Source organism: Streptomyces sp. NPDC001068, assembly GCF_042897315.1.
Classification (GTDB): domain Bacteria; phylum Actinomycetota; class Actinomycetes; order Streptomycetales; family Streptomycetaceae; genus Streptomyces.
Window position 1 is genome coordinate 25563 of the sequence record NZ_JBIAYD010000014.1, and the last position, 25561, is coordinate 51123.

22 protein-coding genes and 1 tRNA gene are annotated in these 25561 nt (G+C 72.1%); 12 read left to right on the top strand and 11 right to left on the bottom strand.

The genetic code is table 11. The annotated features are described in order from the left end of the window. Window positions 1-172: 172 nt before the first annotated feature. Window positions 173-829, bottom strand: coding sequence for an HAD-IA family hydrolase (locus ACFY3I_RS34485; RefSeq protein WP_390864947.1), 657 nt, complete (start codon window positions 827-829; stop codon window positions 173-175). Between the two features lie 196 nt (window positions 830-1025). Continuing rightward, window positions 1026-1607 (bottom strand): TMEM165/GDT1 family protein, encoded by a 582-nt coding sequence (locus ACFY3I_RS34490; protein WP_360486938.1) that lies wholly within the window; start codon window positions 1605-1607, stop codon window positions 1026-1028. Window positions 1608-2030: 423 nt separating this feature from the next. Here ACFY3I_RS34490 and ACFY3I_RS34495 point away from each other — a divergent pair, with 423 nt between their 5' ends. The 4 genes from ACFY3I_RS34495 (at window position 2031) to ACFY3I_RS34510 (ending at window position 7209) form a co-directional block, all read left to right on the top strand. Next, on the top strand, window positions 2031-2675 hold the full coding sequence (locus tag ACFY3I_RS34495) for an HNH endonuclease family protein (RefSeq protein WP_390864949.1): 645 nt from the start codon (window positions 2031-2033) through the stop codon (window positions 2673-2675). 173 nt (window positions 2676-2848) lie between these two features. Further along, window positions 2849-4474, top strand: coding sequence for an alkaline phosphatase D family protein (locus ACFY3I_RS34500; protein ID WP_390864950.1), 1626 nt, complete (start codon window positions 2849-2851; stop codon window positions 4472-4474). Between the two features lie 135 nt (window positions 4475-4609). Continuing rightward, entirely contained in the window at window positions 4610-6490 is a 1881-nt protein-coding gene (locus tag ACFY3I_RS34505; protein ID WP_390864951.1) for an FAD/NAD(P)-binding protein, read from the top strand. 119 nt (window positions 6491-6609) lie between these two features. Continuing rightward, window positions 6610-7209, top strand: a complete 600-nt coding sequence (locus ACFY3I_RS34510) for a DedA family protein (RefSeq protein ID WP_390865153.1) — start codon at window positions 6610-6612, stop codon at window positions 7207-7209. 183 nt (window positions 7210-7392) lie between these two features. Here the strand turns inward: ACFY3I_RS34510 and ACFY3I_RS34515 are convergent, their stop codons facing one another. Next, window positions 7393-7626, bottom strand: a complete 234-nt coding sequence (locus ACFY3I_RS34515; protein ID WP_365290182.1) for a DUF2277 domain-containing protein — start codon at window positions 7624-7626, stop codon at window positions 7393-7395. Between the two features lie 91 nt (window positions 7627-7717). Between ACFY3I_RS34515 and ACFY3I_RS34520 the strand changes: the two genes are divergently transcribed. Continuing rightward, window positions 7718-8704: a ketopantoate reductase family protein gene (locus tag ACFY3I_RS34520; RefSeq protein ID WP_390864952.1), complete on the top strand. Its 987-nt coding sequence runs from the start codon at window positions 7718-7720 to the stop codon at window positions 8702-8704. Between the two features lie 261 nt (window positions 8705-8965). Here the strand turns inward: ACFY3I_RS34520 and ACFY3I_RS34525 are convergent, their stop codons facing one another. Continuing rightward, a complete protein-coding gene (locus ACFY3I_RS34525; protein WP_390864953.1) occupies window positions 8966-9538 on the bottom strand; it encodes a hypothetical protein in 573 nt (190 codons plus the stop codon). A gap of 219 nt (window positions 9539-9757) precedes the next feature. On the opposite strand from ACFY3I_RS34525, the gene ACFY3I_RS34530 reads away from it, so the two are divergent. Genes ACFY3I_RS34530 through ACFY3I_RS34545 form a run of 4 tightly spaced genes read left to right on the top strand, consistent with a single transcriptional unit; the run spans window position 9758 to window position 12978 of the window. Further along, window positions 9758-10714 carry an RNA polymerase sigma factor gene (locus ACFY3I_RS34530; protein ID WP_390864954.1) on the top strand — a complete coding sequence of 319 codons (957 nt, stop codon included), beginning with the start codon at window positions 9758-9760 and terminating at the stop codon, window positions 10712-10714. Between the two features lie 53 nt (window positions 10715-10767). Further along, a complete protein-coding gene (locus ACFY3I_RS34535; protein ID WP_390864955.1) occupies window positions 10768-11739 on the top strand; it encodes an alpha/beta fold hydrolase in 972 nt (323 codons plus the stop codon). After that, complete coding sequence (locus tag ACFY3I_RS34540) at window positions 11736-12596, top strand: GNAT family N-acetyltransferase (protein WP_390864956.1); 861 nt, start codon at window positions 11736-11738, stop codon at window positions 12594-12596. The genes ACFY3I_RS34535 and ACFY3I_RS34540 overlap by 4 nt, the downstream gene beginning before the upstream one ends. 52 nt (window positions 12597-12648) lie before the next feature. Then, window positions 12649-12978: a hypothetical protein gene (locus ACFY3I_RS34545; protein ID WP_365290170.1), complete on the top strand. Its 330-nt coding sequence runs from the start codon at window positions 12649-12651 to the stop codon at window positions 12976-12978. A gap of 46 nt (window positions 12979-13024) precedes the next feature. On the opposite strand, the gene ACFY3I_RS34550 is transcribed toward ACFY3I_RS34545, so the two are convergent. Then, window positions 13025-13096, bottom strand: a tRNA-Val gene (locus ACFY3I_RS34550). Between the two features lie 250 nt (window positions 13097-13346). On the opposite strand from ACFY3I_RS34550, the gene ACFY3I_RS34555 reads away from it, so the two are divergent. Both ACFY3I_RS34555 and ACFY3I_RS34560 read left to right on the top strand, forming a co-directional pair. Then, window positions 13347-14690: a hypothetical protein gene (locus tag ACFY3I_RS34555; protein WP_390865154.1), complete on the top strand. Its 1344-nt coding sequence runs from the start codon at window positions 13347-13349 to the stop codon at window positions 14688-14690. Window positions 14691-14852: 162 nt separating this feature from the next. Beyond that, window positions 14853-15398: a DUF4383 domain-containing protein gene (locus ACFY3I_RS34560; protein ID WP_390864957.1), complete on the top strand. Its 546-nt coding sequence runs from the start codon at window positions 14853-14855 to the stop codon at window positions 15396-15398. Here ACFY3I_RS34560 and ACFY3I_RS34565 read toward each other — a convergent pair. The 3 genes from ACFY3I_RS34565 to ACFY3I_RS34575 form a co-directional block, all read right to left on the bottom strand. After that, complete coding sequence (locus ACFY3I_RS34565; protein WP_390864958.1) at window positions 15386-16552, bottom strand: amidase domain-containing protein; 1167 nt, start codon at window positions 16550-16552, stop codon at window positions 15386-15388. The genes ACFY3I_RS34560 and ACFY3I_RS34565 overlap by 13 nt on opposite strands. Before the next feature lie 109 nt (window positions 16553-16661). Further along, window positions 16662-17957, bottom strand: a complete 1296-nt coding sequence (locus ACFY3I_RS34570; RefSeq protein ID WP_390864959.1) for a hypothetical protein — start codon at window positions 17955-17957, stop codon at window positions 16662-16664. A gap of 47 nt (window positions 17958-18004) precedes the next feature. After that, the gene (locus tag ACFY3I_RS34575) at window positions 18005-20119 is read right to left on the bottom strand and encodes a transglycosylase domain-containing protein (RefSeq protein WP_390865155.1); all 2115 of its coding nucleotides are present in this window, start codon (window positions 20117-20119) and stop codon (window positions 18005-18007) included. A 612-nt stretch (window positions 20120-20731) separates the two neighbouring features. On the opposite strand from ACFY3I_RS34575, the gene ACFY3I_RS34580 reads away from it, so the two are divergent. After that, complete coding sequence (locus tag ACFY3I_RS34580; RefSeq protein WP_365290163.1) at window positions 20732-20950, top strand: zinc ribbon domain-containing protein; 219 nt, start codon at window positions 20732-20734, stop codon at window positions 20948-20950. Here the strand turns inward: ACFY3I_RS34580 and ACFY3I_RS34585 are convergent. From ACFY3I_RS34585 to ACFY3I_RS34595, 3 genes are read right to left on the bottom strand one after another with little or no spacing between them, the layout of a single operon-like run. Beyond that, complete coding sequence (locus ACFY3I_RS34585; protein ID WP_390864960.1) at window positions 20947-21759, bottom strand: HAD family hydrolase; 813 nt, start codon at window positions 21757-21759, stop codon at window positions 20947-20949. The genes ACFY3I_RS34580 and ACFY3I_RS34585 overlap by 4 nt on opposite strands. Further along, window positions 21759-24335, bottom strand: coding sequence for a phosphoribosyltransferase (locus tag ACFY3I_RS34590; protein WP_390864961.1), 2577 nt, complete (start codon window positions 24333-24335; stop codon window positions 21759-21761). The genes ACFY3I_RS34585 and ACFY3I_RS34590 overlap by 1 nt, the downstream gene beginning before the upstream one ends. Window positions 24336-24364: 29 nt before the next feature. Continuing rightward, window positions 24365-25537 (bottom strand): HpcH/HpaI aldolase/citrate lyase family protein, encoded by a 1173-nt coding sequence (locus ACFY3I_RS34595; RefSeq protein WP_365290157.1) that lies wholly within the window; start codon window positions 25535-25537, stop codon window positions 24365-24367. Window positions 25538-25561: the final 24 nt, after the last annotated feature.

Consider the following 25561-nt stretch of genomic DNA (forward strand, 5'->3'; position numbering starts at 1 on the left):
GGTGGTGGGCGGCCGCGGCGCCGTCGTGGCCGGTCGCGCAGTTCCCCGCGCCCCTGGTGGGTGTCCTCGAAGCCGACCCAGGGGGCAACGCCGCGAAGGGGCGCGGGGAACTGCGCGACAAGCCCCCACCGGACCCGCACCGTAGCGGCGACCGGCACCCCCGACCGCCGCGTCAGCCGACCCGTACCCGCAGGGAGCCGTCGGCCGCGGCCTCCACCCGTACCTCCGTCAGGTCCGCCACCACCGTGTCCGGTCCGTGCACGCCCGCCCGGGGTCCGACGCCCACGACCCGCATCCCGGCCGCGCGCCCAGCCGCGATCCCCGCGCCCGAGTCCTCGAAGACCACGCAGTCCGCGGGGGCGACGCCCAGCTCGGCGGCGCCCTTCAGGAAGCCCTCCGGATCCGGCTTGCTCGCGCCCACCGACTCCGCGGTGATCCGCACCTCGGGCAGCGGCAGCCCGGCCGCGGCCATCCGCGCCGTGGACAGCGCCACGTCGGCCGAGGTCACCAGCGCGTGCGGCAGCCCGGCCAGCGAGGCGAGGAAGGCGGCGGCGCCCGGCACCTCGACCACGCCGTCCATGTCGGCGGTCTCCTCGGCCAGCATCCGCGCGTTGTCCGCGAGGTTCTGCTGGACGGGCCGGTCCGGCAGCAGCACCGCCATGGACGCGTGCCCCTGGCGTCCGTGGACGACCTTCATGACCTCGTCGCCGTCCAGCCCGTGCCGCTCGGACCAGCGTCGCCAGATGCGTTCGACGACGGCGTCCGAGTTGACGAGGGTGCCGTCCATGTCGAGCAGGAGGGCGTGGGCGGTGAGGACGGTGGCCGTCATCGGGCAGCTCCTAAGCAGGCCGTGCAATGCAAAACAGAGCGGCCCCGCCCGCCGGTCAGGGAAAACGAGCGGGAGCCACTTTGTTTCTCCACGGTACAAAACGAGGTGGCCATCCCGCCACCGGCGTCGCCGGCCGTTCACCGACTCTTCAGCTCGGCGGGACGGCCGGCGGGCACCCGGGCGGGACGCGTCCGGGTCAGCCGGCGATCGCCTCCCACAGGCTCCACACGCCGAGCGCCAGCATCAGGACGGCCGCGATCTGCGTGATCAGCCGCAGCGGCACCTTCTTCATGAGGGCCTTGCCGCCGACGATGCCGAGCCCGGCCACCGCCCACAGGCCGAGCACCGCGCCGAGGCCGACGGAGAGCGGGTCGTCGTAGCGGGCCGCGAGGTTCGCCGTCATGATCTGGGTGAGGTCACCGAACTCGGCGACCAGGATCAGCATGAAACCGGTGCCGGCGACCTTCCAGAAGGACTGGTCGGCGGGCTTGCGGACCTCCTCTTCCTCCTCGCCCTTCTTCAGCAGCAGCACGGCCGCGCCGCCGAGGAAGAGCACGCCGGTCAGGGCGTGCACGATCTGCTGCGGCAGCAGGGTCAGCACGCTGCCGGCCGCGACGGCGAGCACGACGTGCAGCAGGAAGGCGGCCGCGACGCCCGCGAAGACGTAGGACGCCCGGTAGCGCGTGCCGAGGACGAGGCCGGCGAGCGCGGTCTTGTCGGGCAGTTCGGCGAGGAAGATGACGCCGAAGACGAGCGCCGTCACGGTGATGCTGATCAAGGGTCCTCAATCGGTCGGGGCCACCCCGCCGAGAGTGCTGCATTTCGCGCTGGACACACGACACCTCGGCACGGCAGCACACATGGATCACCCGCACCGCTGTACGGCACAGGCGTGCACTGCTTGCCGAAGGTCTCGCTGGCGGCCTCGTGAGCGAGGTCCGCCTCCGGGCGCCGGCTCAGACGGGCTGAGCAGTGTGTCGACGGTCCGGCGAAGAGCTACTCCCCTTCAACACCCACCACGGTACGTGACCACCGCGCCGATCCCCAAGGCCGGGGACCGGGTCTGTGAGTCACGTCGCACATCTTGTCGTGTCATGCACACGTCACTAGCTTCTTACCGAGCGCTCACCCCACGGCAACACCGGAGCGCGAGCATTCCCACGCTCGCGCTCCAACACCCCACCCCCACAAGGGAGTTCGCATGCCCAAGTTCTACGCGCGTCGACGGCTCAGCATACTCGCCGCTTTCACCGGCCTGATAGCCTCCGCCGCCCTTTTCAACTCCCCCACCGCCTCCGCCGCCCTCCCCACCCCGGTCAGCGCGGCCACCGCCCGCACCTACCTCGCCTCCCTCACGGTGGCGACCGAGGTCCGGACCGGCTACGAACGCGACCTGTTCCCGACCTGGGACACCATCAGCGGTACCTGCAACACCCGTGAGTGGATCCTCAAGCGCGACGGTTCCAACGTCGTCACCAACTCCGCCTGCACCGCGACCAGCGGCACCTGGTACTCCCCCTACGACGGCGCCACCTGGTCCGCCGCCTCCGACGTCGACATCGACCACCTGGTCCCGCTCGCCGAGGCCTGGGACTCCGGCGCCAGGAACTGGACCACCGCCCGGCGCGAGGCCTTCGCCAACGACGTCACCCGTCCCCAGCTGCTCGCCGTCACCGACAACGTCAACCAGTCCAAGGGCGACCAGGACCCGGCCACCTGGATGCCGTCGCTGACGTCCTACCGCTGCACCTACGTCCGCGCCTGGGTGCAGGTGAAGTACTACTACGGCCTCTCCGTCGACTCCGCCGAGAAGAGCGCGCTCACCGGCTACCTCTCCGGCTGCTGACCCACCCGGCGGCGGGCCCGCCCGGCAGACGGTCCCGCTTCCCCGGCGTTCCGGCCACGCTCCACCCCCCTTCCCGCGCCCTTTCCCGCGTCGAAGCCTCCCCGCAGGCCTCCCTCGTTCCGTACCGTACGGGGCGACGGAGGCGGACCGACCGGGAAAGAGGGCGGGCGAACGTGGCCGGACTGCGCCTGGGACCACTGCTGAGGTACACCGACGGCTCGTCGGCGACCGTATGGGTCGAGACGAGCCGTCCGTGCACCGCCGAGGTGCGCTGCCCGGACGGGGCGGGCGGCAGCACCCGCACCTTCCAGGTGGCCGGCCACCACTACGCCCTGGTCCCGGTCACCGGGCTGACACCGGGGACCTCCACCCCGTACGAGGTGGTCCTGGACGGCACCCGGGTGTGGCCCTTGCCCGACTCCCGCTTCCCGGCCCCGGTGATACGGGCCCCCGCCGAGGGCGACGAGCTGCGCGTGGCCTTCGGCTCCTGCCGCTGGGCCGCCCCGCCGGCCGACGGCCACGACCCGGTCGGCCCCGACGCCCTGGACAGCCTGGCCGCGCGCGTCGCCGCCGGCGGCGAACGGCCGGACGTGCTCATGCTCCTGGGCGACCAGGTGTACGCCGACGAGACCTCGGCCGCGACCCGGCACTGGCTGGCCGCCCGCCGTGACCTGTCGGAACCGCCCGGCGCCGAGGTCGCGGACTACGAGGAGTACACCCGCCTCTACTACGAGTCCTGGCTCGACCCCGAGGTGCGCTGGCTGCTGTCCACCGTGCCCAGCTGCATGATCTTCGACGACCACGACGTCATCGACGACTGGAACACCTCCGCCGCCTGGCTGGCCGACGCCCGGGCCACGCCCTGGTGGCAGGAGCGGCTGCTGAGCGGACTGATGTCGTACTGGGTGCACCAGCACCTGGGCAACCTCTCCCCCGCCGAGCTGGCCGCCGACCCGCTCTACGCGGCCGTCCGCGAAACCCCCGACGGCACCGACGAGTTGCGCGCCTTCGCGGCCAAGGCGGACGCCGACCCGGCCTCGGTGCGCTGGAGTTACCGGCGCGACCTCGGCCGGGTACGGCTGCTGATGGTGGACTCCCGGGCCGCCCGCGTGCTGGACGAGCAGCACCGCGCCATGCTCGACCCGGGCGAGGCCGAGTGGCTGCGCGAACAGGCGCTGGCCGACCGGGAGTCGTACGACCACCTCCTGCTCGGCACCTCGCTGCCCTGGCTGCTGCCGCACCTCATACACGACCTGGAGACCTGGGACGCGGCCCTGTGCCGGGGCGAACGGGGCCCCCGCTGGGCGGAGTTCGGCGAGCGGCTGCGGCGCGCCGCCGACCTGGAGCACTGGGCGGCCTTCCCGGCCTCCTTCGCCGACCTGGCCGGACTGATCGCCCGTGCCGGCTCGGGACCCGCCGCGCCCGCGTCGATCTGCGTGCTCTCCGGGGACGTCCACCACGCCTACGTCGCCGAACCCGCGTGGCCGGCCGGCACCGGGCCCGCCGCCCGTGTGCTGCAACTCACCTGCTCCCCCGTCCACAACTCGGTGCCGCCGACGATCCGGGTCGGCTTCCGCTTCGGCTGGAGCGCCCTGGCCCGGCTCCTGGGACGGCGGTTCACCCGGCACGGACGCTGCGCGCCACCGCCGGTGACATGGCGCAAGAAGGGCGGGCCGTGGTTCGGCAACCAGCTCATGACACTGGTCCTGCAGGGCCGTTCGGCCCGGCTGCGACTGGAGCGGGCCCGCCGGGACGGAACCCTGGAGACCGTGGAGGAGTCCGTCCTCACCACCCCATGAGGGACATCCCGGGCCGGTGGGACCCACGTTGGCTTCTGATCACCGCGACGGCATGATGAGGCGGACCGTCCGCTTCCTCATCCGGTCCGGACGGTGGTCCTGCCCAGCGCCCCCACACGCCCGGGAGTCACGTCGTTGTCCGTCCCGCCCCAGGAATCCGCCCCGGTCGCCGTCGCCCTGGTCGGCGCCGGGCCGCGCGGCACCAGCGTCCTGGAACGCCTCTGCGCCTCCGCCCCCGAACTGCTTCCCCCTGGATCGCGCCTCACGGTGCACGTGATCGACCCGGCACCGCCGGGCCCCGGCCGGGTCTGGCGAACGGCGCAGTCGGCGGAACTGCTGATGAACACCGTGGCGAGCCAGGTCACCCTGTTCACCGACGCCAGCGTGGCGTGCTCGGGGCCGGTCAGGACCGGTCCCAGCCTGCACGAATGGGCCGCCGGCGAACTGCACCCCGACGCCTACCCGACCCGCGCCCACTACGGCCGCTACCTGGAGTGGGTGTTCGCCAGAACGGTCGCCCTGGCACCCGAGGCGGTCCGGGTCGAGACCCACCGCGCCCGTGCCGTACGCCTCGCCGACGGCCCCGACGGCCGCCAGACGCTCACCCTCGACGACGGTCGCGACCTGCCCGGCCTGGCCGCGGTGGTGCTGGTCCAGGGCCACCTGCCCGCGGCGGCTCCACAGGACCGCGGACACACCGCACACGCCGCCCGGCACGGCCTGCGCCACATACCGCCCGCCAACCCCGCCGACGTAGACCTCGCCCCGATAGCCCCCGGCGAACCGGTGCTGCTGCGTGGCCTCGGCCTCAACTTCTTCGACCACCTGGCCCTGCTCACCACCGGCCGGGGCGGCCGCTTCACCCGCACCCCGGACGGCACCCTGCGCTACACCCCCTCCGGCCGCGAACCCCGCCTGTTCGCGGGCTCCCGGCGGGGCGTCCCCCACCACGCGCGCGGCGACAACGCCAAGGGCCCCTACGGCCGGCACACCCCGCTGCTGCTCACCCCCGAGGTCATCGCGGGCCTGCGGGAACGCGCCGACTCCGGCGAGGCGCCCGACTTCCTCGCGGAGGTCTGGCCGCTGGTGGCGAAGGAGGTGGAGACGGTCTACTACACCGCCCTGACCGGCGACGGGGACCTCGCCGGGCGGCTCCTCGCGGCCGACGGCCGGGCCGCGCGCACCGCCCTACTGGACGGGGCCGGCGTCGCGGAGGCGGACCGCTGGTCCTGGGAACGCCTCCAGCGTCCTTACGGGCGACGCGAGTTCACCGGTCCTGCGGACTGGCACGGCTGGCTCGTCGAGCATCTCAGGGAGGACGCGGCACAGGCCGCTCTCGGCAACGTGGACGGCCCGCTCAAGGCGGCCCTGGACGTGCTCCGCGACCTGCGCAACGAGATCCGGCTGGTGGTCGACCACGGCGGGCTGACCGGCGCCTCCCGGCGGGCCCACCTGGACGGCTGGTACACCCCGCTCAACGCGTTCCTGTCCATCGGCCCGCCCCGCCGGCGCGTCGAGGAACTGGCCGCGCTGCTGACGGCGGGCGTGGTGGCGGTGCTCGGCCCCGGTCTGGAGGTGGACCCGGCGGACGGCGCGTGGCTGGCACGCTCACCGGAGGTGCCCGGCTCGGAGGTCCGGGTGACCACCCTCGTGGAGGCCCGTCTCCCGGAGCCGGACCTGCGGCGCACCACCGACGAACTGCTGTCCGGGCTGTTGCGCGAGGGCGCCTGCCGCCCGCACCGGGTGGACGGCCACGAGACCGGGGGCATGGACGTCACCCCACGCCCGTACCGGCTCGTCGACCGCCACGGCCTGGCCCACCCGCGCCGGTTCGGCTTCGGCGTCCCCACCGAGGGCGTGCACTGGGTGACCGCGGCGGGCGCCCGGCCGGGCGTGGACTCGGTGACCCTCTCGGACGCCGACGCGATCGCCCGGGCGGTGCTCCGCACGGCCGCGCCCGGAACCGGGCCGCGCACGGCACCGGCCACCGGGCGGGACACGCCGGTGACCGTTTAACCCTTTGCGGATTCCGCGAACCCCCCGTGAAACTCCTGTCACACCCGGCGCGTACGCTGTATGGCTGACGTCGGGGGGCGCAACAGGACAATCACGGGGGAACCGTCGTGTGGGACAGCATGGGGTCGCTGGAGGCCGGGCCATGGATATACGCCATGGTGGCGGTGTCCGTCCTCCTTGACGTGTTCCTGCCGGTACTACCCAGCGGTGTCCTGGTCATCACCGCGGCCACCGCGGCCGCGGCCGGCACCGGCGCGGCTCCCGGACACGTCCCGCACGTCGTACCCGACATCCTCGCGCTCACCTTCTGCGCGGCCGCCGCGTCGGTCCTCGGCGACCTGGTCGCCTACCGGCTGGCCTGGCGCGGCGGGGCCCGCCTGGACCGCGCGATCGCCCGCTCCCGACGGCTCAGCAGCGCGCAGGAACGTCTCGGCGAAGCCCTGTCCCGGGGCGGCGGCGCCCTCGTCGTCCTGGCCCGCTTCGCCCCCGCCGGCCGCTCCATCGTCTCCCTGGGCGCCGGCGCGACCCACCGCCGCGTCCGCGAGTTCCTCCCCTGGTCCGCGCTGGCGGGCCTCAGCTGGGCGGTCTACAGCGTCGCCCTCGGCTACCTGGGCGCCCAGTGGCTGGGCGCGACCTGGGTGGCGACGGCGGTGTCGGTGGCGGCCCTGTTCGGGGCGGGCGCGGGCGCGGGATTCCTGGTACGAAGACGCCCGGCGTGATCCCGTAGGGGGCCCTACGTCTTGGGGGTCCCGGAGGTCTCAGAGGTCTCAGAGGTCTCAGAGGCCCCAGAGGCCCCAGAGGCCCCGGGCGCCCCCTGCGCCTCCGGCGTCCCGGTATCTCACCCGTCACCGCCGGGCCCCGTCACCGGTGCGCGCCCGGGCACGCCCCCTGCCCGCGGGCTCTCAGCCGGTGGCCTCGCGGACCGCCTGCCCACGCACCTCCAGCCCCCCGAGCAGCGCGGCGGTGGCCTCCGCCACCGCGTCGACCGCCCGCTCGAACACCTCCCGGTTGTGGGCGGCCGGCGCCCGGAACCCGGACACCTTCCGTACGTACTGCAACGCGGCAGCACGGATCTCGTCCTCGGTGGCCTCCTCGGCCAGCTGAGGCGGACGCAGGGTCTTGATACTCCGGCACATGCCGCCAGTCTCCCGCAGTCCCCCTCCTTCCTGCGAGGATCCTCCCGAGGCGGCCACCGCTCCCGGGGCCGACCGACGAGAGGACACCCTCATGACCGGCAACCCGGCCACCCCGGCCACCCCGGACCACTCCGCCGCCACGGACCACGTGGACCCCACGAGCACCGCGGACGGCACACCCGGCCCCCGGCTCACCGTCGCCGTACTCGGTCCCGGCGGCGTGGGCGGCCTGCTCGCGGCCCTGCTCTCCCGTGCCGGACACCGCGTGCTGTGCCTGGCCGGCGAGGAGACCGCCGGCACCCTGCGCACCTCCGGAATCCGGGTCCGCAGCGCCCTGTTCGGCGACTTCACCGCCCCCGTGGACACCGGCACGACCCTCCGCGAACCGGTCGACGCCTGCCTGATCACCGTCAAGGCGACCGCCCTGGACGCGGCCCTCACCCGGATCCCGCCCGCGGCCCTCGGCGACGCCCTGCTCGTACCGTTCCTGAACGGCGTGGAGCACCCGGCGCTGCTGCGCGGCCGCTACGCACCCGACCGCGTGGCCCCCTCCGTGATCCGCGTCGAGTCCACCCGCACCGCCCCCGGCACGATCGAACACACCAGTCCCTTCGCGGAGATCGACCTGACCGGCGCCAAGGTCCCCCGCACCCGTCTGGAGACCCTGGCCGCAGCCCTCACCACCGCCGGTCCCGCCACCCGCGTGCTGGACGACGAGACCACGGCCCTGTGGTCGAAGATGTCCTTCCTCGCGCCGTTCGCCCTGCTCACCACCCGCTACGGCCTCCCCCTCGGCGAGGCCCGCACCCGGCACCGCGACGAACTGGCCTCGCTCGTCGCGGAGACGGCCGCGGTCAGCCGCGCCTGCGGCGCCCCGGTCGACCCGGCCCAGGCCCTGGCCCGGTACGACGCCTTCCCGCCCGCCGCCAAGTCCTCCATGCAACGGGACGCGGAAGCCGGCCGCCCACTCGAACTCGACGCGATCGGAGGCGCGTTGCTGCGCGCGGCGGACCGCCACGGGGTTCCCGTCCCGGTGACGGCCCGGCTGGTGAGGGAGCTGCGCGAAGCCGGCCACTGACCGCTCCGCCGCAGAAACCGCGCCAGGCCGCCACCGCCCGCCCTCCTGCAACACCGTGGCAGGCCGTCACCGCCCGCCCTCCTGCGCCACCGTGACCGACCGGGCCACCCCGACGGCGGAGCCGCGCGGTGCCGGAGCGCCCGGCGCGCCCCGGCTCCGCGGCAGGCTCCGACGCGGGATGCCCGTCGGCCCGGGCAGCGTCCTGGGCGGCGGCGCCCCGTCCCGGAACCGCCGCGGCGGCGCCGATGGTCCCGGCCTCCGTCAGGCCCCGCCCCGCCCCGGGGTTCGTGCCGCGGCGATGAACGCGGCCATCCGCTCTCGGCTCTTGACCCCCGGCGCGGTCTCCACGCTGCTGGAGACGTCCACCCCGTAGGGGCCGAAGGCCTCCACGACACCGGCCACGTTGTGCTCGTCGAGACCGCCCGCGATGACGACCCGTCCTGGCACGTCCATGACCCAGGCGGGAATGTCGGCGAAGACGCCGCTGCCCGCGCTGGCGTCGTAGAAGAAGTACTGGAGCGCCTCGGGCCGCTCGGGCGGCACGCCGGAGGCGAGGGCCAGGTTCGGGACGGGGGCGCTCTCGTAGATCTGGACGGTGTCGACGTGCCCGGCGATCCCGGCCGTCTCGGCGTACGTCAGGGCCACGGCGAAGACCGGGATCCGCCCCCGGGCGTACCCGGCGAGCTCCAGGGCCCGCCCGGGCGGACAGTACCGCTTGCTCCTCGGGGTCACGACGATCCCGATCGCGTCGTACCCCAGCTCGACGGCCCAGTCGATCTGCTGCTCCTGGGTGAGTCCGCACACCTTCACGAACGTCGGCCGCTGCCCGCTCATCCTGTCCCCGCTCCGTTCTTCCGCGCACCTCGTGCTCCCGCCCGGCGGGAACGCGCGCCCAATGCCGTCCAGGCTCTCATCGCGGACCCGGAGGCGGGCCCGGAAGCGGGCCCGGAGGCGTGGCCGGGCCGGACTCGGCTTCCGGCTGCCGCGGGCCGCCCCTGCCGGGGACCGCCCGGACGCCACCGTCCCGAACAGGCACGGAGGTATCGTCGGAGCATGGCGGATCTTCCGCGGACCGGCGCGCCGGGGGACGCCGAGCTGCTGCGCGCCGCACGGGCCGGTGACGCCGGTTGCCTCGGGCTGCTGCTCGCCCGGCACCGGGCGGGCATGTACGCGGTCGCGCTCGCGCTGCTGGGCCACAGTCAGGACGCCGAGGACGCGGTGCAGGACGCGGCGCTCATCGCGCTGCGCCGGGTCGGCGACGTGCGGGACCCGGAGGCCGTCGGCCCCTGGCTGCGGATGGTGACGCGCAACGTGTGCCGCGGCCGGCTGCGCAGGATGTCCGCCGTTCCCGTCGCCGACGTCGCCGACGTCGCCGGGTCGGCCGCGACGGACCGGTGGGACGGCCCGCCGGACCCGGCGCAGGTCATCGACCGGCACGCCCTGCGGGACTGGGTCTGGAACGCCATCGAGGACCTGTCCCCCGGCCTGCGGCTGGTGACGATGCTGCGCTACTTCACCGACGTCACGTCCTACAAGGACATCGCCGCGCTGTGCGCCACCCCGGTCGGCACCGTACGCAGCCGGCTCCACCAGGCCCGCAGCAAACTGGTCGCCGCGTTGTCGGACTCGGTCGACCGGGCGCACGACGACGCCACCGCCCTGAGCTCGCTGCACTTCGAGATGGCCGCCCGAACCCTCGCCGACGCCCACCGCGGCCGGCTCGCGTCGGCCCTGTCCCCGTGGTGGTCGCCGCAGGCGGACGTGACGTGGCCGACCGGGAGACACACCGGCATCGACTACCTGCCCACCGCCTTCGACCACGACCTGTCCGACGGCGTACGGCACGAGCTGCTGAACGTGGTGGCCGGCCGCGAGGTGGTCATCTGGGAGGCCGCCCTGCACAGCCCGACCGAGGATCCCTTCCACTGCCCGCCGGGCGTCGTATGGGTGCACTTCCTGGACCGGGGCCGCGTCAGCAGAGTGCGCCTCTACCACCCGCGCCGCCGCTGACGGCCGTCCGGCGGCGCGTCGAACTTTCCCGGCCCCCACCGCATCGTGCGGGTATGAACACAACGAACCACACCCCCGGGCGCGGGGCGCTCGCGCCGGAGGCCGCGGGCCGGGCACGGACCGTCGTGGTCGACGGAACCCGCCAGGTCTACCGGGTCACCGGCCGGGGACCGGTGTGCCTCGTCCATCCCGGCGGCCCCGGCGCGCACTCCGCGTACCTGCGGCTGCCCGGACTGCGCGACGCGCTCACCCTCGTGTACCTGGACCCCGTCGGTTCCGGCGCCAGCGACCCGTTGCCCGACGGGAACTACTCCATGTCCCGCTACGCCCGCTGCGCCGAAGCCGTCCTCGACGACCTCGGCGCAGCGAGCGGGTACTTCCTCGGCCACTCGCACGGCGGCTTCGTCGCCCTCCAGTTCGCCCTCGACCGTCCCGGCCGCCTCGACGGGCTGATCCTCTACGACACCGCGCCCGTGGCCGGGACCGTACTCACGGCGGCCGCGGCCGAGGAGATGACGGCCCTGGTCCGGCGCCGGCCGGACGACCCCGAGGTGGCCGACGCGGCCCGGACCTGGCACTCCGCGCACGTGACACGGACCCTGAAGATCACCGACGACGCGTCGCACCGGCGCTACCTGGACCGCGTCCTGCCGGCCTACTTCGCCGACCACCGCGGGACGACCGGGCGCGAGGGCGGCTTCTCCCTCCAGGTCACCCACGACCCGAACCGGCTGCCGGCCGACTGGGACGTGCGAGACCGGCTCGGCACGATCGACGTGCCGACGCTGGTGGTCGTCGGCGCCCACGACGTCGTCTGCCCGCCCCGCTTCGCCCACGCACTGCACTCCGCCCTGCCCCGCGCACGGCTGTGCGAGCTGCGCGACAGCGGGCACTTCGGGCACATCGAGGAGCCGGACGCGTTCGTCGCCGCCGTGCTGGACTTCCTCAGGGACCAGGCGGGAGATCAGGAGAGAAAACAGGAGAGAAATCAGGGGAACGACCAGGAGAGAGAAGACCGGGCATGAGGACGACCACCGTGCCGATCGCACTGGCCGAGCAGACCGAGATCGCCGCCTACACCGACTTCGCGGCCGGCGCGCCGGCACCCGTCCGGGAGGCGCTGGGCATCGGCTCGCTGCGCCTCGGTCCGGCGCGGGCGCTGGCGATCCGGGAGGACCCGAGCCGCTTCTTCAACCGGGCAGGAGGGTTCGGTCCCGGCCGCCCCGCCACCGCCGCCCTCGCGGTGCGGGTCCGTGACTTCTTCCGCGAACAGGGCGTGCCCCAGGGCGCTTTCATGATCGCACCGTCGTTGCTGCCCCCGGACTGGGCGTCGACCGTCGCACGGCTGCGGCTCACCGAGGGCACCCGGTTCGCCAAGCTGGGATGTGACACCGGGACCGCGCTGTCCGCCGCGGACGGGGTGGCCGCGCTCGACCCGGCCCTGCGGGTCGGACCCGTCGAGCCCCACCAGGCTCGCGAATGGGCCGCCGCCATGATGACCACCTTCGGCTTCACCGGGCCGGCCATGGCCGACATGGCCGCCGCCTGCGTGGGCCGGCCGGGCTGGCGGCAGTACGCGGTCCGGGAGGGCGAGCGGATCATCGCGGTCGGGAGCCTCTTCGTGAACGGCGACTGCGCAGACATGTTCGGTGGCGCGACGCTTCCGGCGGGCCGCGGCCGCGGCGCCCAGTCGGCGCTGCTCACCGCGCGCGTCCGGGCCGCCCGGGACGCGGGCTGCCGCTGGCTCGTGGCCGAAACGGGAGCGGAGGGACCCGGCGAGCACAACACGTCCCTCCACAACATGCTGCGCGCCGGCTTCGAGCACCTGTACGAACGGGTCGCCTGGGTCTGGCGCGCACAGGACGACTGTTCGAACACATGAACCCCACGAACCAACTCGCCACCGAAAATCGAACAGGCGTACCATTGCGGGCGTGGCTGCGACCTATGACTTTCCGAGTGACCTCCTCGCCGGTCAGGAGGAGCTGCATCAGGTCCGGGCCGAGCTGTCGGCCCTGCTGAAACGGCTCCCCTGGTCTGTCGTGCCGCTGGACGGATTCAGTGACGGCGGCGGCTGGCGCAAGGTGGAACGCCCCGCCTCCCCCGGCTGGACCGAGGACGAGCAGGCCGAGGTGGAGAAGCTGCGCCGCCGCGAACACGAGCTGGCGGTCTTCGTCAGCGGCCACCGCTTCTGGGCGGAGGTCACGGCACCGGACCGCGTGAACGCCCGGAGCCGCCTCAAACACACGGGCGGAGAGGCCTGACAACGTGAGAGGACCCCGGCCGATCGGCCGGGGTCCTCTCACGTTGTGGGCGCGGACGGTTTCGAACCGCCGACATCCTGCTTGTAAGGCAGGCGCTCTACCCCTGAGCTACGCACCCGAGACGAGTCGACAGCCTACATTGCCCGGCGCCCTGCCCCGCAAACCCGTATCCGGGACGGCCATACGGGGAAGCGGCACGGGTCGATCCCGTCAACCGCGAACTGACCGGCTCGTGTGTTCGTCTTTCACGAGTGGGAGAATTGCAGCAGCCGCCAGGACTCAGGGCGCACCGTGGCACGGGAGAGGGAGAAGTGACGGGGACATCGGGGACATCGGCGACTTCGGCGGTATCCGAGCGGTCGTACCCGATTCCCGTGCGGGTCCGGCGCACGCCCTTCCGGGATGTCCTGGGGCTGGTGAGTCTGCCGTTGCTCGCCGTGCTGGTGGTGCCGGGGGCGTTCGCCGGGGGCGGGACCCGGCGGTGGTTCGGGGGACGGGCGGACAGTCAGCGGGCCGAGGCGCAGGCGGCAAAGGACGCCGCCGCGGGCGCCTTCTACGAGCTGGACACCGCCCAGCGGGATCTGCGGATCTCCATAGAGACCATCTCCGCCGTCGACGACACTCCGGCCGCCCGCCGTGCCGTCTCCGACTTCGAGGAGCTGGGGCGGCGGATCGACGAGGCCAGCAACCGTTACATCCAGGCCATCGACGCCCACGATCTGGACCGGGACGACCTGGAGGCCTCCGTCGCCTCGCGGGCGCGGGCGGAGATCTCCGGGGCCAAGGACGAGCTGGTCCGGGTCAAGGGGGAGCTGGACCGGTTCGGGGAGTCGCTCGGGCCGCTGCTCGGCAAGGCCGAGACGCAGCTGGCGCGGCTGGCGCCGGCCGTGGAGCGGGCCCGGCAGGCGCTGCTGGCGGCCAGCAACGCGCTGGACGCCGTGCGGGAGACCCGGATCAGGGCCGATGAGCTGGCGGCCCGGCTGGCCGCGTTGTCGCCGGAGCTGACGAAGCTCAACCAGGGTGCGGGTCGGCACGGTGTGCAGGCCACGCTGGAGCGGGCCGGGCGGGTGCAGCGGGAGGCCGAGGCGATCCGGGTGGAGGCGGAGCGGCTGCCGGAGCAGGCGGCCGAGATCGACCACCGGCTGGTGAGTCTGCGTACGCGCGCGCAGGCGCTGACGACGCGGGCCGGGCAGGTGGATCCGGTGCTGAGCGAGCTGCGGCGGCGGTTCTCGGCCGCCTGCTGGCAGGATCTGCAGGAGGTGCCCCGGCAGGCCGGGCTGAACGTCCGGCAGGCCGAGCAGAAGCTGGAGGAGGCGCGGGCCGCCCGGGACGGGCAGCGGTGGGCGGACGCCACCTCGCTGCTGTCGACGGTGCGGGCGCTGCTGAACGGCACGGACGAGGCGGTGTCGGCGGCCGGTGACCGGCTGGCCCGGCTGAACGCGGTGCAGAAGGATCCGCAGGCGGAGATCGAGCGGACCCGGTTCGCGATCCGGGACGCGCAGCGGCTGGCGATGTCGGGGCGGACGAGTCCCGACCCGCGGCACGCGCGGCCGCTGGACGACGCGGTGGGGCGGCTGGAGCGGGCGGTCGGGACGCTGGAGGGGCGCCATCCGGACTACTGGCACTTCCTGACGGAGACGGAGGCGGTGCGGCGGAGCGTGGCGCGGGTGGTGGGGCAGATCCGGGAGGACCGGGGTACCGGGCATCCGTGACCGTTCGTCTCGTGAGCGGCTCGCCCGGCGGTAGTGCGTCTCGCGTGCGGTTCGTCCGGTGAGCGGTTCGTCTCGTGGTCCGTCTGCCCGGTGAGCCGTTGCCGACGGGTCGGTGCGGGCGGATATTGGTAGGCGAACCGCACTCGACATCTGGAGGCGGAGATGGCCTCACACATGGCGCACGCGCACCGTGAGACGCGGCGGCAGATCCTGTTCGACGAGGCGTTGCCCGTCGATCACCGTCTGAACCAGGTCTACCGGGTGGGGGCGGGCCTGATGGGCCTGTTCCTGCTGGCCTTCGGGATCCTCGGGCTCACCGACAACATCGGTTTCTTCGACACGGGCGGCAACACCGCGGTGGGTCTGAACACGAACGGCGCACTGAGTGTGCTGTCGATCTGTGTCGGCCTGCTGCTGTTCGTCGGGATGGTGGTCGGCGGGAATTTCGCGTCCACGCTGAACATGGTGCTGGGGGTGCTGTTCATCCTGAACGGCTTCCTGTTCCTGGCCCTGCTGGACACGGACTCGAACTTCCTGGCCTTCAGGATCCAGAACGTGCTGTTCAGTTTCGTGGTGGGCATCGTGCTGATGGCGTTCGGGATGTACGGCAGGGTGAGCACGAACCTGCCGCACGACAATCCCTACTGGCGGGCCCGCCACCCCGAGGCGGAGCAGCGGGCCCTCACCGCGGGTGATCAGGTGCGGTAGGCGTAGTAGTACGCGTTGGGGTAGGCGGCGATGAGGCTCGCCACCGACCGGCGGAGCGTGTTGTTCGAGTGGTACGTGACGTACGGGACGCCGTTGCTCTTGTACGTCACGATCATCGTGTGGTCCTTCTCCCCGTCACGGTTGAAGTCCATCTGGATGACGTCGCCGACCTCGGCCTGGTAGACGTTGGCGAGCGGCTTGGTCCGCTTGGAGTTCTGGGCGAACCAGGACCACTCGTTGACGCCGACGAAGGAGTCGGACTGGATGTCGGCGGTGCCGAACCACTTCGTGTAGTCGTACACGTAGCCCGGGACGTGCTTCCAGCCGCCGGCCTTCAGGGACTGGCTGACGAAGTTGGTGCAGTCGCCGCCGGCGCCCTGGCCGTTGAAGTCCGGGTAGTCCTTGTTGTAGACGTTCCAGTACTTCTCGGCGTAGGCCGCCATGGCCTTGTAGTCGTACGTGGTGCCGGTCTTGGGCACGGCCACCGGGTTGCGGGTGGTGGCGGCGCGCGGGGCGTCCGGCGTGGTGTTGCCGTCGTCGCCGGTGGCGGGTGCCTTGACCGACGGCTTGGACAGGGTGTTGACGGCGAGGCCGCCGTCGTCCGTGTCCTTGACCTTGGTGAGCTGCCAGGTGCCCTGCCGGTCGGCCTTGAAGGTCAGCTCGTGGTGGGACTGGAAGCCGGTGGTCTTCGGGGCGTTGCCGGTGGCCTTGGCGTAGGTCAGCGTCGTGGTCTCGGTGACGTCGGCCTTGGCGGTGCGGCCGGTGACGCGGGTCGCGTCGAGCGTGACCCGGGTGTTGCCGGCGCTGTAGGTCTCGCCGAGCTTGGCGAGGCTGTTCTGGCGGCCGCGCAGCTGGGTCAGCGCGGAGTGCTCGTCACGCGACTGGGTGCTGGACATGCGGACGTCGCCGGAGAAGCGGGTGGTGCTCTGCTTCGTGGTGGCCCCGTGCACGAGGGCCTGGGTGCGGTCGGTGAAGACCGCGTCGGCCAGCTTCTGGAAGGTCGCCTTGGTCGCGGCGTTCACGGTCGGATCGTCCACGACCGCCGCGCCCGCGCTCCAGTTGGGCACGAGGGCGACGCCGGCGACGACCGAGGCCGCCGCCGCCGTGACTATGGCCGCACGGCTGCGCTTACGGCTCAGTTTTCTTGATTTCAATGGTGTTTCCCCTCTACGCCGGTACACCTACCGGGCGACGGCATCTTCGCACGGCGTGTGTGGCCGTTGTGAAGGGGGTTACGGAACCGGAATCAGCCCCCGGCGAGCCTCACTTGACGATCGAGGACCAGTCGGACGGGGCCTGGGCCGGGTCGAGGGAGCGCAGCCGGGCCAGGGTTTCGGGGTCCTGGGCGTCCATCCAGGCGGCGAGTTCCTTGAAGGAGACGCATTTGACGCCCTTTTTGGTGCAGATCTTCGGGACGATCTGGTCGATGGCCTTCATGTAGATGCCGCCGTTCCAGTCCTCGAAGTGGTTGCCGATGAAGAGCGGGGCGCGGCTGCCGTAGTAGACGCGGTTGAAGCCGTTCATGTAGGAGTCGACGGTCTCCTGTTCCCAGGTGGCGTACTGGGAGGAGTCGCCGTCGACCTCGCCGTTGGACTGGTTGTAGAGGAAGTTGAAGTCCATGGAGAGGGCCTGGATGTTGTCGCCGTAGGGCAGCAGTTCCAGGGGGAAGTTCCAGAGGCCGTTCTTCTTGGACGGCCATATCTGGTAGTCGCCGGGGGAGCTGGCGTCGTACTTCCAGTTGTAGCCGTACTTCTGGAGGGCCTTGAGGAGGTTGGGCTGGCCTTCCAGGCAGGGGGCGCGGCCGCCGACGACCTCCTGCTTGAAGTCGAAGGGCAGGGCGGGGATGTCCTTGAAGCCGGTGTTGGTCTTCCAGTTCTCGACGAACCGGTAGAACTGGTCGATCTCGCTCTTCCACTGGGCGACGCTCCACTCGCCGCCGCCCTTCTTCTCGCAGAAGTGGCCGTTGAAGTGGGTGCCGATCTCGTTGCCCTGGTCGTAGGCCTCGCGCAGCTGCTCCAGGGTGGTGCGGATGTGGGCGTCGGTGGCGTAGTCGATCGCGGCGTCGCCCGGGGAGTGCATGGGGCCGGTGTAGAGGGACTTCTTGCTCTTGGGCAGGAGGTAGATGCCGGTGAGGAAGAAGGTCATGTGGGCGTTGTACTGCTTGGCCATCTCGCGGTAGTGCGAGAAGAGCTGGTCGTCGCCCTGCAGGGCGCCGTCCCAGGAGAAGACGACGAACTGGGGCGGTTTCTCACCGGGCTTGAGTTTCTCGGGCTTCAGCTGGCCTTTCTGGGGCCCGGTGTAGGAGGTGGATCCGTCTCCGAGGATCTTGGTCTTGCCGTCCCATTTCGGGCTCGCCGACGCCGACGGGGCGGTCCTGCGGGTGCCGGCGGCGGTGGGGGCGGTGTCGTCCTGTCTGGTGAGCACCAGGTAGCCCGCGACGAGGGAGGCGACGACGAGGAAGGCGGCCAGGGTCACGAACTCCGGCCGGGCTGGACGGCGGTCACGGGCGGGCGCCTTGCGGCGGCGGCCGCCGGTTGTCGACTTCGTGCGGGGCTTCATGCGGGCTCACTCTGCGGGTGGTGTGGGGGAGCTGTCGGCTTCGGTGGTCAGTCAAGGCCCATGGCCTGTGCCCAGACCTCGTACGAGACGCTGTCCTCGCCGCTTCCTGCGAGTCCTTGGAGGGGGAGCGGCTCCAGGGACTTGTTCAGGTCGAGGCGGTAGACGACGACGGACGTGGTCACGGACGAGGCCGTGCCGGTGTACCAGGAGGCGGTGTCCTTCCCTGCGGCGTTGGTACTGCCCGCCTTGCCCGAGACCGGGGTGCCGACGGCGAGGCCCGGATGGGCGAGACGGAACGATTCGCTGAGTGCCTGTTCGACGTCCTCGGCCACGTCGGCGCGGACCGCGCGGGCCGGCTTCGGGGTGTCGAGGGCGACGCGGTGGCCGTTGCGGGTGATCTTGGCGACCGAGTACGGCTCGGTGTGGTCGCCGCCGGCCGCGAAGGTCGCGTAGCCGCTCGCCATCCGGATCGCGCTGGGCGTGGAGCTGCCCATGGACAGCGCCGGCACCTGCGCCCCGATGCTGTCGGAGAGCAGCCCGGAGGCGACCGCGGTGGCCCGTACCCGGTCCAGTCCGGTGTCCATGCCGAGTTGCATGAACGGGGTGTTCACGGACTTGGCGAGGGCCTGGGAGAGGCTGATCTGTCCGTAGGACGTGCCGTTGTCGTTGCTGGCGGAGACCTTCTTGCCGCTGCGGTCCCAGTACGGGCCGTCCGGTGTGGTGACCGGGATCCTGTCGTCGCCGTCGTAGAGCGTCTCCGGGGTGACCGGGGTGGTTGCCCCGCCGCGCTCCTTGTGGACGCCGTTCTGGAGGCCGGCGGCGTAGACGAAGGGCAGGAAGGCGGAACCGGCCTGGACGGTGGTCGAGTTGGACTCGTTGAAGCCCTGCTTGCGGTGGTCGGGGCCGCCGTACACGGCGACGATCCGTCCGTCGTCGGAGACCGACGCGGCGCCGTAGTGGGCGTCCTCGGCGAGCCTGGGGTCGCTCTTCTCGGCGTCCTTGCGGGCCTTGGTCACCGCCTTGGTGAGGGTGTCCTCCTTCTTGCGGTCGAAGGTGGTGTAGATCTGGTATCCGCCGAGGTCGAACTGCTTGTCCGAGATGTGGGCGGACTTCTTGGCGTACTGCTGCGCCAGTTCCACCAGGTAGTCGCTCTGGCTGCCGGTGTCGTAGACCTTGTTGTTCTTGATCGGTTCGGGGAAGGTCTTGTACTTGGCGCGCTCGGCGGGTGACAGCTTGCCTATCTTGACCATCCGGTCCAGGATCCACGACCAGCGCTCCACGGCCCGCTTGTGGTTGGCCTGGCTCAGTGTGGGGTCGTAGAGTCCGGCTCCCTTGAGCAGGGAGGCGAGCATGGCGGCCTGACTGGCGTTCAGCTGCCCGACGTCCTTGCCGTAGTAGGCCTGGGCGGCGCGCTGGATGCCGTACGTGCCCCGGCCGAACCAGCTGGTGTTGAGGTATCCCTCCAGGATCTGGTCCTTGCTCATCCTGTTGTCGAGCTTGAGGGAGATCATCGCCTCGGTGAACTTGCGGCTCACCGTCTGGTTCTGCGTGAGATAGACGTTTTTCACGTATTGCTGGGTGATGGTCGAACCACCCTCGGTGTCCCCTTGGCCGATCGTGCGATACAGGGCCCTGGTTATGCCTTTCACCGAAATACCGGGATCCGAGTAGAAACTCTCGTTCTCCGCCGCGAGGACCGCCCAGCGCACGTCCACGGGTATGTCCTTGAGCGGCATGTCCTGCCGCTGCACCCAGCCGGTCCGGGCCATCGGGGTGCCGTCGGACCAGAAGTAGACGTTGTCCTGCTGGGTGGCATAGGTGTTGAGGTTGGACGGTATGTCCGTGGCCGCGTAGGCGACGACGAGGAACAGCCCGGTGAGGCCGATGCTCCCGAGGGCGCCCCCCAGCCACTGCCGCCAGGACGGCATCCAGCGCCGCCAGCCGGACCGGCCGGGCCGTGGGTACAGCGGCCGCAGCTTGCGCGCGTACGGGGCCAGTGGCGCGAGTCGGGGCCCCACGAGGGCCCGGACTCCCGCGAGGGCCGCCAGCGCCCGTTCCTGGGGCGACAGGCGGGCGCTGCGGCGCCGTTCGGCCCGGCCGCCCGGGGCCGCGGACTCCGGCTCGGGCTCCGACCGCCGCTGTTCGGGCACCCGGATCTGCATCGTGACGTCCGCCCGCAGGGCGGCCACCTTCAGGTGCAGGGTCTCGTCGTGCCGCGGCGGATCCGGCTTCTCGCCGTCCGCCCGCGTGCCCGCCGCCGGCGTGTCGGCGCCGCCCTTCGCCGCCGCGGTGCCGGCCTCCGCGGCCCGCAGGGCGTGCAGTTCGTTCCACAAGGACTCCGCCTTGCGTCGCGCGATCTCCTGCGCCTGCTCAGGGTCTTCGTCCTTCTGCCGCGGAGCGTGCTCCGCGCGCAGGGCGTCGACCTTCAGATGCAGGGTCGCGTCCGGCTCGAACGGCTTTCGATCCCGGGATCCGGCCTGGTCGTTGCCGTCTTCGGGGTCACCCGTCCGCTCCGTACCGTCCCTCACGACTGCGTCTCCCCTCGCACTCGGTCTTGCGCGCGCGGTTAGACACGACGGGTGGCAGGACCGCGGCGGGCGCGGCGCTGCGAGCCCCCCTCATCCCCCGGTCTTTCGGCTCCTCGCGGCCAGCTTAAATTATCAGCGATCTTTTCAATATCTCCGCACAAGTATCGGACAGAAAGGAACACTCATGAAATTCTGAGGCGCAGTGATGCCCATCACTACCCCAGTACTCCCGTTAGCCTGTTCCCTATGCCCCGCTACGAGTACCGCTGCCGCACCTGCGGCGACACCTTCGAACTGTCCCGCCCCATGGCCGAGTCGTCCGCTCCGGCAGCATGCCCCCAGGGGCATGAAGACACCGTAAAGCTCTTGTCCGCGGTGGCGGTCGGCGGTACCGCCTCCGCCTCCGCTCCCGCCGCCAACTCCGGTTCTGGAGGCGGCTGTTGCGGCGGCGGTTGTTGCGGTTAGCCCTCCGTACGGACCGTCTTCAGGAATTCCCGCAGGATTCGTTCACCGGCGATCACCCCGCGCTCCGGCAACGCGACGACGGCCGGCCCGGCCCAGCCGGCGTCGGCCAACTCGCCGTGGCCGGGGCGCCAGCCGCGGTCCGCGGCCAGCAGCAGATCGGCGTCGAGCAGCGAGTCGCCGGCGGCCAGCGTCAGCCCGGCGCCGACCCGCCGCGCCACCTCCCGCATCGCCGCGCTCTTCGTCAGCGGCTTGGGCACGGCGTAGACCTTCCGCCCCTGCAGGGACACCGTCCAGCCGCGGTTCTCCGCCCACACGGCGAGGTTCTTCACCCACTCCTCGGGCAGCAACTCCCGCTCCACCACCAGGTAGGCGAACAGGTCCTCGGCCACCCGGAGTTTGCGCAGCCACACCGGGTCGGCGTGCTCGGCCAGGTACCCGCACACCTCGTCGAGCGGCGCGCACTCCTCGGCCAGCCGCGCCAGCACCCGCCCGTGCCAGTCCCCGTCGGACACCCCGTCCACCAGCAGATGGCCGCCGTTGGCACAGATGGCGTAACGCGGCGCGGGCCCGGGCAGGTTGATCCGCTCGTACTGCTTGCGGGTCCGGGTGGTCGTCGGCACGAAGACGGCCGCGTCACCGAGTTCGGTCAGCAACTGCGCGGAGGTCTCGGTCAGGTAGGACAGCGGCCTGCTCTCGTGCACCTCGACACAGAGCAGCCGGGGCGCCCGCGCGTCCGGCATCGTCAGGGAGAGCGCGCCCGCCGAGTAGATGAGCGTACGGTCGAGGTCGCTGGCCACCAGCACCGCCATCAGACGTTCACCGCCCTGCCGTCGGCGCCGGTCGCCCCGCGCGTGTACTTGGGATGGATCAACCCGACGCAGGTGTACGGCAGTTCGCCGACCTCCTCGACCGGAACACCACGCTGCTCGGCCAGCAGCCGCACGTGGTCGAGGTCGGCACCGGCACCGGCCCGCGCCAGGATCTTCCAGGGCACCCGGCGCAGCAGCACCCGGGTGGTCTCCCCCACGCCCGGCTTGACGAGGTTCACGTCGTGGATGCCGTACTCCTCGCTGATCCGCTCGACGGCCGCCCAGCCCTCCCAGGTCGGCGTGCGGTCCGCCGCGGCCAGCTCCTTCACGGCCGCGTCCACCGCGTCCACGGCCGCCGGGAAGTGGGCGGAGACCGCCTCCAGGAAGGCCACCGAGACGTCCGCACCGGCCAGTTCGCGGTAGAACTTCGCGCCGTGGAAGTCGTTCGGACCCACCAGGTCGGCTCGCAGCACGGTCCGCGAGATCAGCCCGGAGACGGTGGAGTTGAGGCACGCGGAGGGGATCAGGAAGTCCTCCCGGGTGCCGTAGGTCCGCACGCACGAGCCGGGATCGGCGAGCACCGCGATCTCCGGGTCGAAGCCGAAGACGCCCTCCCGCTCCTGGAACTCCACGATCGCGTCGGCGAGTTCCCTGGTGATCGCGCCCTTGCCCGTCCAGCCGTCCACGAACACCACGTCCCGCGGGTCGTGACGGTCCGCCAGATAGCGCAGGGCGTTCGCGTCGATGCCGCGGCCGCGCACGATCGACACCGCGTAGTGCGGCAGGTCGAGGCCGTAGCGGAACCGGGCCCAGCGCCGCATCAGGACGCCCACCGGGGTCCCGGCGCGGGCCAGCGAGACCAGGACCGGGCGGGCGGACCGCTCGGCCAGCACGGTCTCGGTCACGACCCCGACCGCCTGCGCGATCCGCGCGGCCGAGGTCTCCAGCGCCGCGTGGAACAGCGCCTGGTACCGCTCGCTCGGCTGGTACTCCTGCGGCAGCGACTCCGCGTAGTGCGCGCCGCCGCTCTGGATCGCCTCCTCGCGCTCCTCGGTCGGCGCCTCCAGCGTGACGTCCGAGAGGTCCTGGAGCAGCCAGCCGACGTCCTCCGGCGGATACGAGGAGAAGGCGGGGCCGCGGAGGGGCTCGGGCAGCATGGCGGGGCTCTCTTCGGTCGGCGCGGGGACGTACGACGGTACGACCGCGAGCAGGACATGCGGGACATACGCGCCGAGCCGGGCCAACAGGCCGTCCGGCGCGTGCAGTTCGGGGGTGTCACCGGCCGAGTCGACGAACACGACGACGGCGTCGAAACCGGCCCCGGCCACGTTGTACGCGTAGCGCTCGCCGGGACCGTCGGCGGGATCGTCGTGGGCCGGGAAGACGAGTCGGCTGCGGATGGCGTAACCGGGGTCGTCGACGGCCAGCACGGGCGAGCGGGTGGTGGTGGAGTAGCGCACCTCGGCGGGGACGAGGGGCTCCAGCTCACGGGCGACCCGCAGGGGGGTGTACATCAGTTCCTCGAAGCCGAGGGTGAGCACCCGGCGGGCGCCCAGGGGCAGCGCCTCGGCGAGGCGGGCGGCCATGGCGGGCAGGGCCGCTTCGAGGCGTATTCGGTGGGCGGTGCCGAAGCCGTGGCGGCCCCCGTCGGGGAGGCCGTGCGGCCAGTGCAGGTCGACGCGGGTGATGAGGTCGCGGGTCGGCTGCGGACCGGTGGGACCTGGTCGCGCAGTTCCCCGCGCCCCCACCCGGGGTTGCTCCTGAGGCCGACGCCCGGTCTCCCCACCCAGGGGCGCGGGGAACTGCGCGATCGGCCCCGACGCACCCGCACCCGGCGCATCGTCCGCCGCCGCGCTCTCCTCGTACCGCGCCACCAGCGCCTGGCCCTTCTCCAGGACGCCGTCCGGCAGCTTCACCGTTCCACAGGCGCCTGCCACCAGGTCCACCCGGGCGCCGATCTCGTCGGCGAGGTCGTCGAGGCGCCCCGCGTCCGCCGCGGACCGCATATCGACCAGAGCCACCACGACGTAACGTTTCCGCGGATAGCGGGCGTGCAGGTCCCTGATCGTGTTCAGGATCGTGTTGCCCGTGGAGAACTCGTCGTCGACCAGGACCAGGGGGCCGTCGCCGGAGAGCAGCGCGGGGTCCTCGGGAAGCAGCAGGTGGGAGGTCGCGTGCGAGTGGGACTCCTCGAACCCGCCGGCCGGGGTCACCCCGGGCACCGGGCGCCGCGTGGAGTGCAGGTAGGGGGCGAGACCGATGCCGTCCGCGACGCAGTGGCCGAGGCCGGTGGCCGTCTCCGCGTAGCCGACCACCACCGCGCGCGCCGCCTCCTCGTCACCGAGGAGCTCGCGCACCCGGCGGCCGAGGGCGGACCCGTGCCCGTACACCACCGCAGGCGACTGCGGCACGTGCTTGCCCAGCACGTTGGAGACCAGCAGATGGGCCCGTTTCGGGTTGCGGCGCAGGGCGAGCCCGAGCAGGGCCCGCAGTCCGTCGTCGCCCACGAGTTCGACTCCGAGCCGCTCGGCGACCCAGCTGCCGGACCAGTCCCCGTTGTTCACTGCGATGTTCATGCGCTTCCTGTGTCGTCCCCTAGGGCCCGTCAGCCGGGGATTCCGGCGGCGAGCAGCTCCACGAAGCCGACGTCCTCGTTGGCCACGCCGAACACCTCGGCCCGCAGCATGGTCCGCTCGGCCCAGGCGCGGTGCGGCTTCACCTCGTTCATCTTGTTCGTGTACGCCGAGCGAAGTACACCCCCACCGCCCCGTTCCGGCCGCAGGATGTCCTGGGCGTCGCAGAACTCCTCGTGACTGACGACCGACAGCGCGTGCACGGGTATGACGTGCGAGGGGTGGATGCAGGTCTTGCCCAGCAGCCCGTTGGCCTGGTCCAGGGAGATCTCCCGCAGCAGCCCGTCCATGGCGTGCTCGATCAGCCGGTCGCGCAGCTCCACGGCCTGCTCGGCCAGGAACGGACTGGTGCGCAGCATCGGCTTGAACATGCGCTCGGGCACCCGGAAGTACTCCCAGACCGGTCCGGTCACCGTGAACCCGGTGCCGTCGGCCCGCCCCAGCATGTTCACCACGTCGGCGATGACGGACGCGATGATCTGCACGTCGTAGGCGGTCATGTCGGGGGCCCGCCGCAGCCCGTACGACGAACAGAAGTCGGTCACGCCCAGACGCAGCGCCAGCACCTTGTCGCGGTACTTGTCCACGGCGCGGGCGATGCCCTCCAGGGCGTCGACACGCGTCTCGCGGTACATCAGCTCGGGCGTCTCCAGGACGGGCATTCCGAACAGCCGCCGCCCGCTGCGCGCCTCGGCGCCGTCCAGGGCCTGCAGGAAGGGGATGCCGCGCTCCTCGGTGAACTTCGGGAACACGAAGCCGGACAGCAGTGACACGCTGTCACCGAGCCGTCGCACGAGATCGGGGATCTGCTCGGGCTCGCGGACCCGGATGAAGAGCAGCGGCGGCTCCACGCCCTCGCGGACCCGGGCGGCCAGGTCGGCGAACTGGCGGACCAGGTTCTCCTCGCCCGCCGCCACGTCCTCGTCCCCGATGGAGTCCTCCAGGCACAGCACCATCGAGACCACGCCGAGCCCCGCCTGCTTGACGACGTCGTCGGCGAGCCGCTCCCGGGTCGCCGGGCTGTAGAGCGTGGCGCCCAGGGCCGCCGAGAGCAGCCGGGCCGGGGAGTCGGCGGTGAACTCGCACGGCTCCTGGTGGAAGAGGCGTCGGCGTACCTCTGGCGCGATGTGCCCGAAATGACGCATGCAACTCCCCCGTGGCGTGGGCCT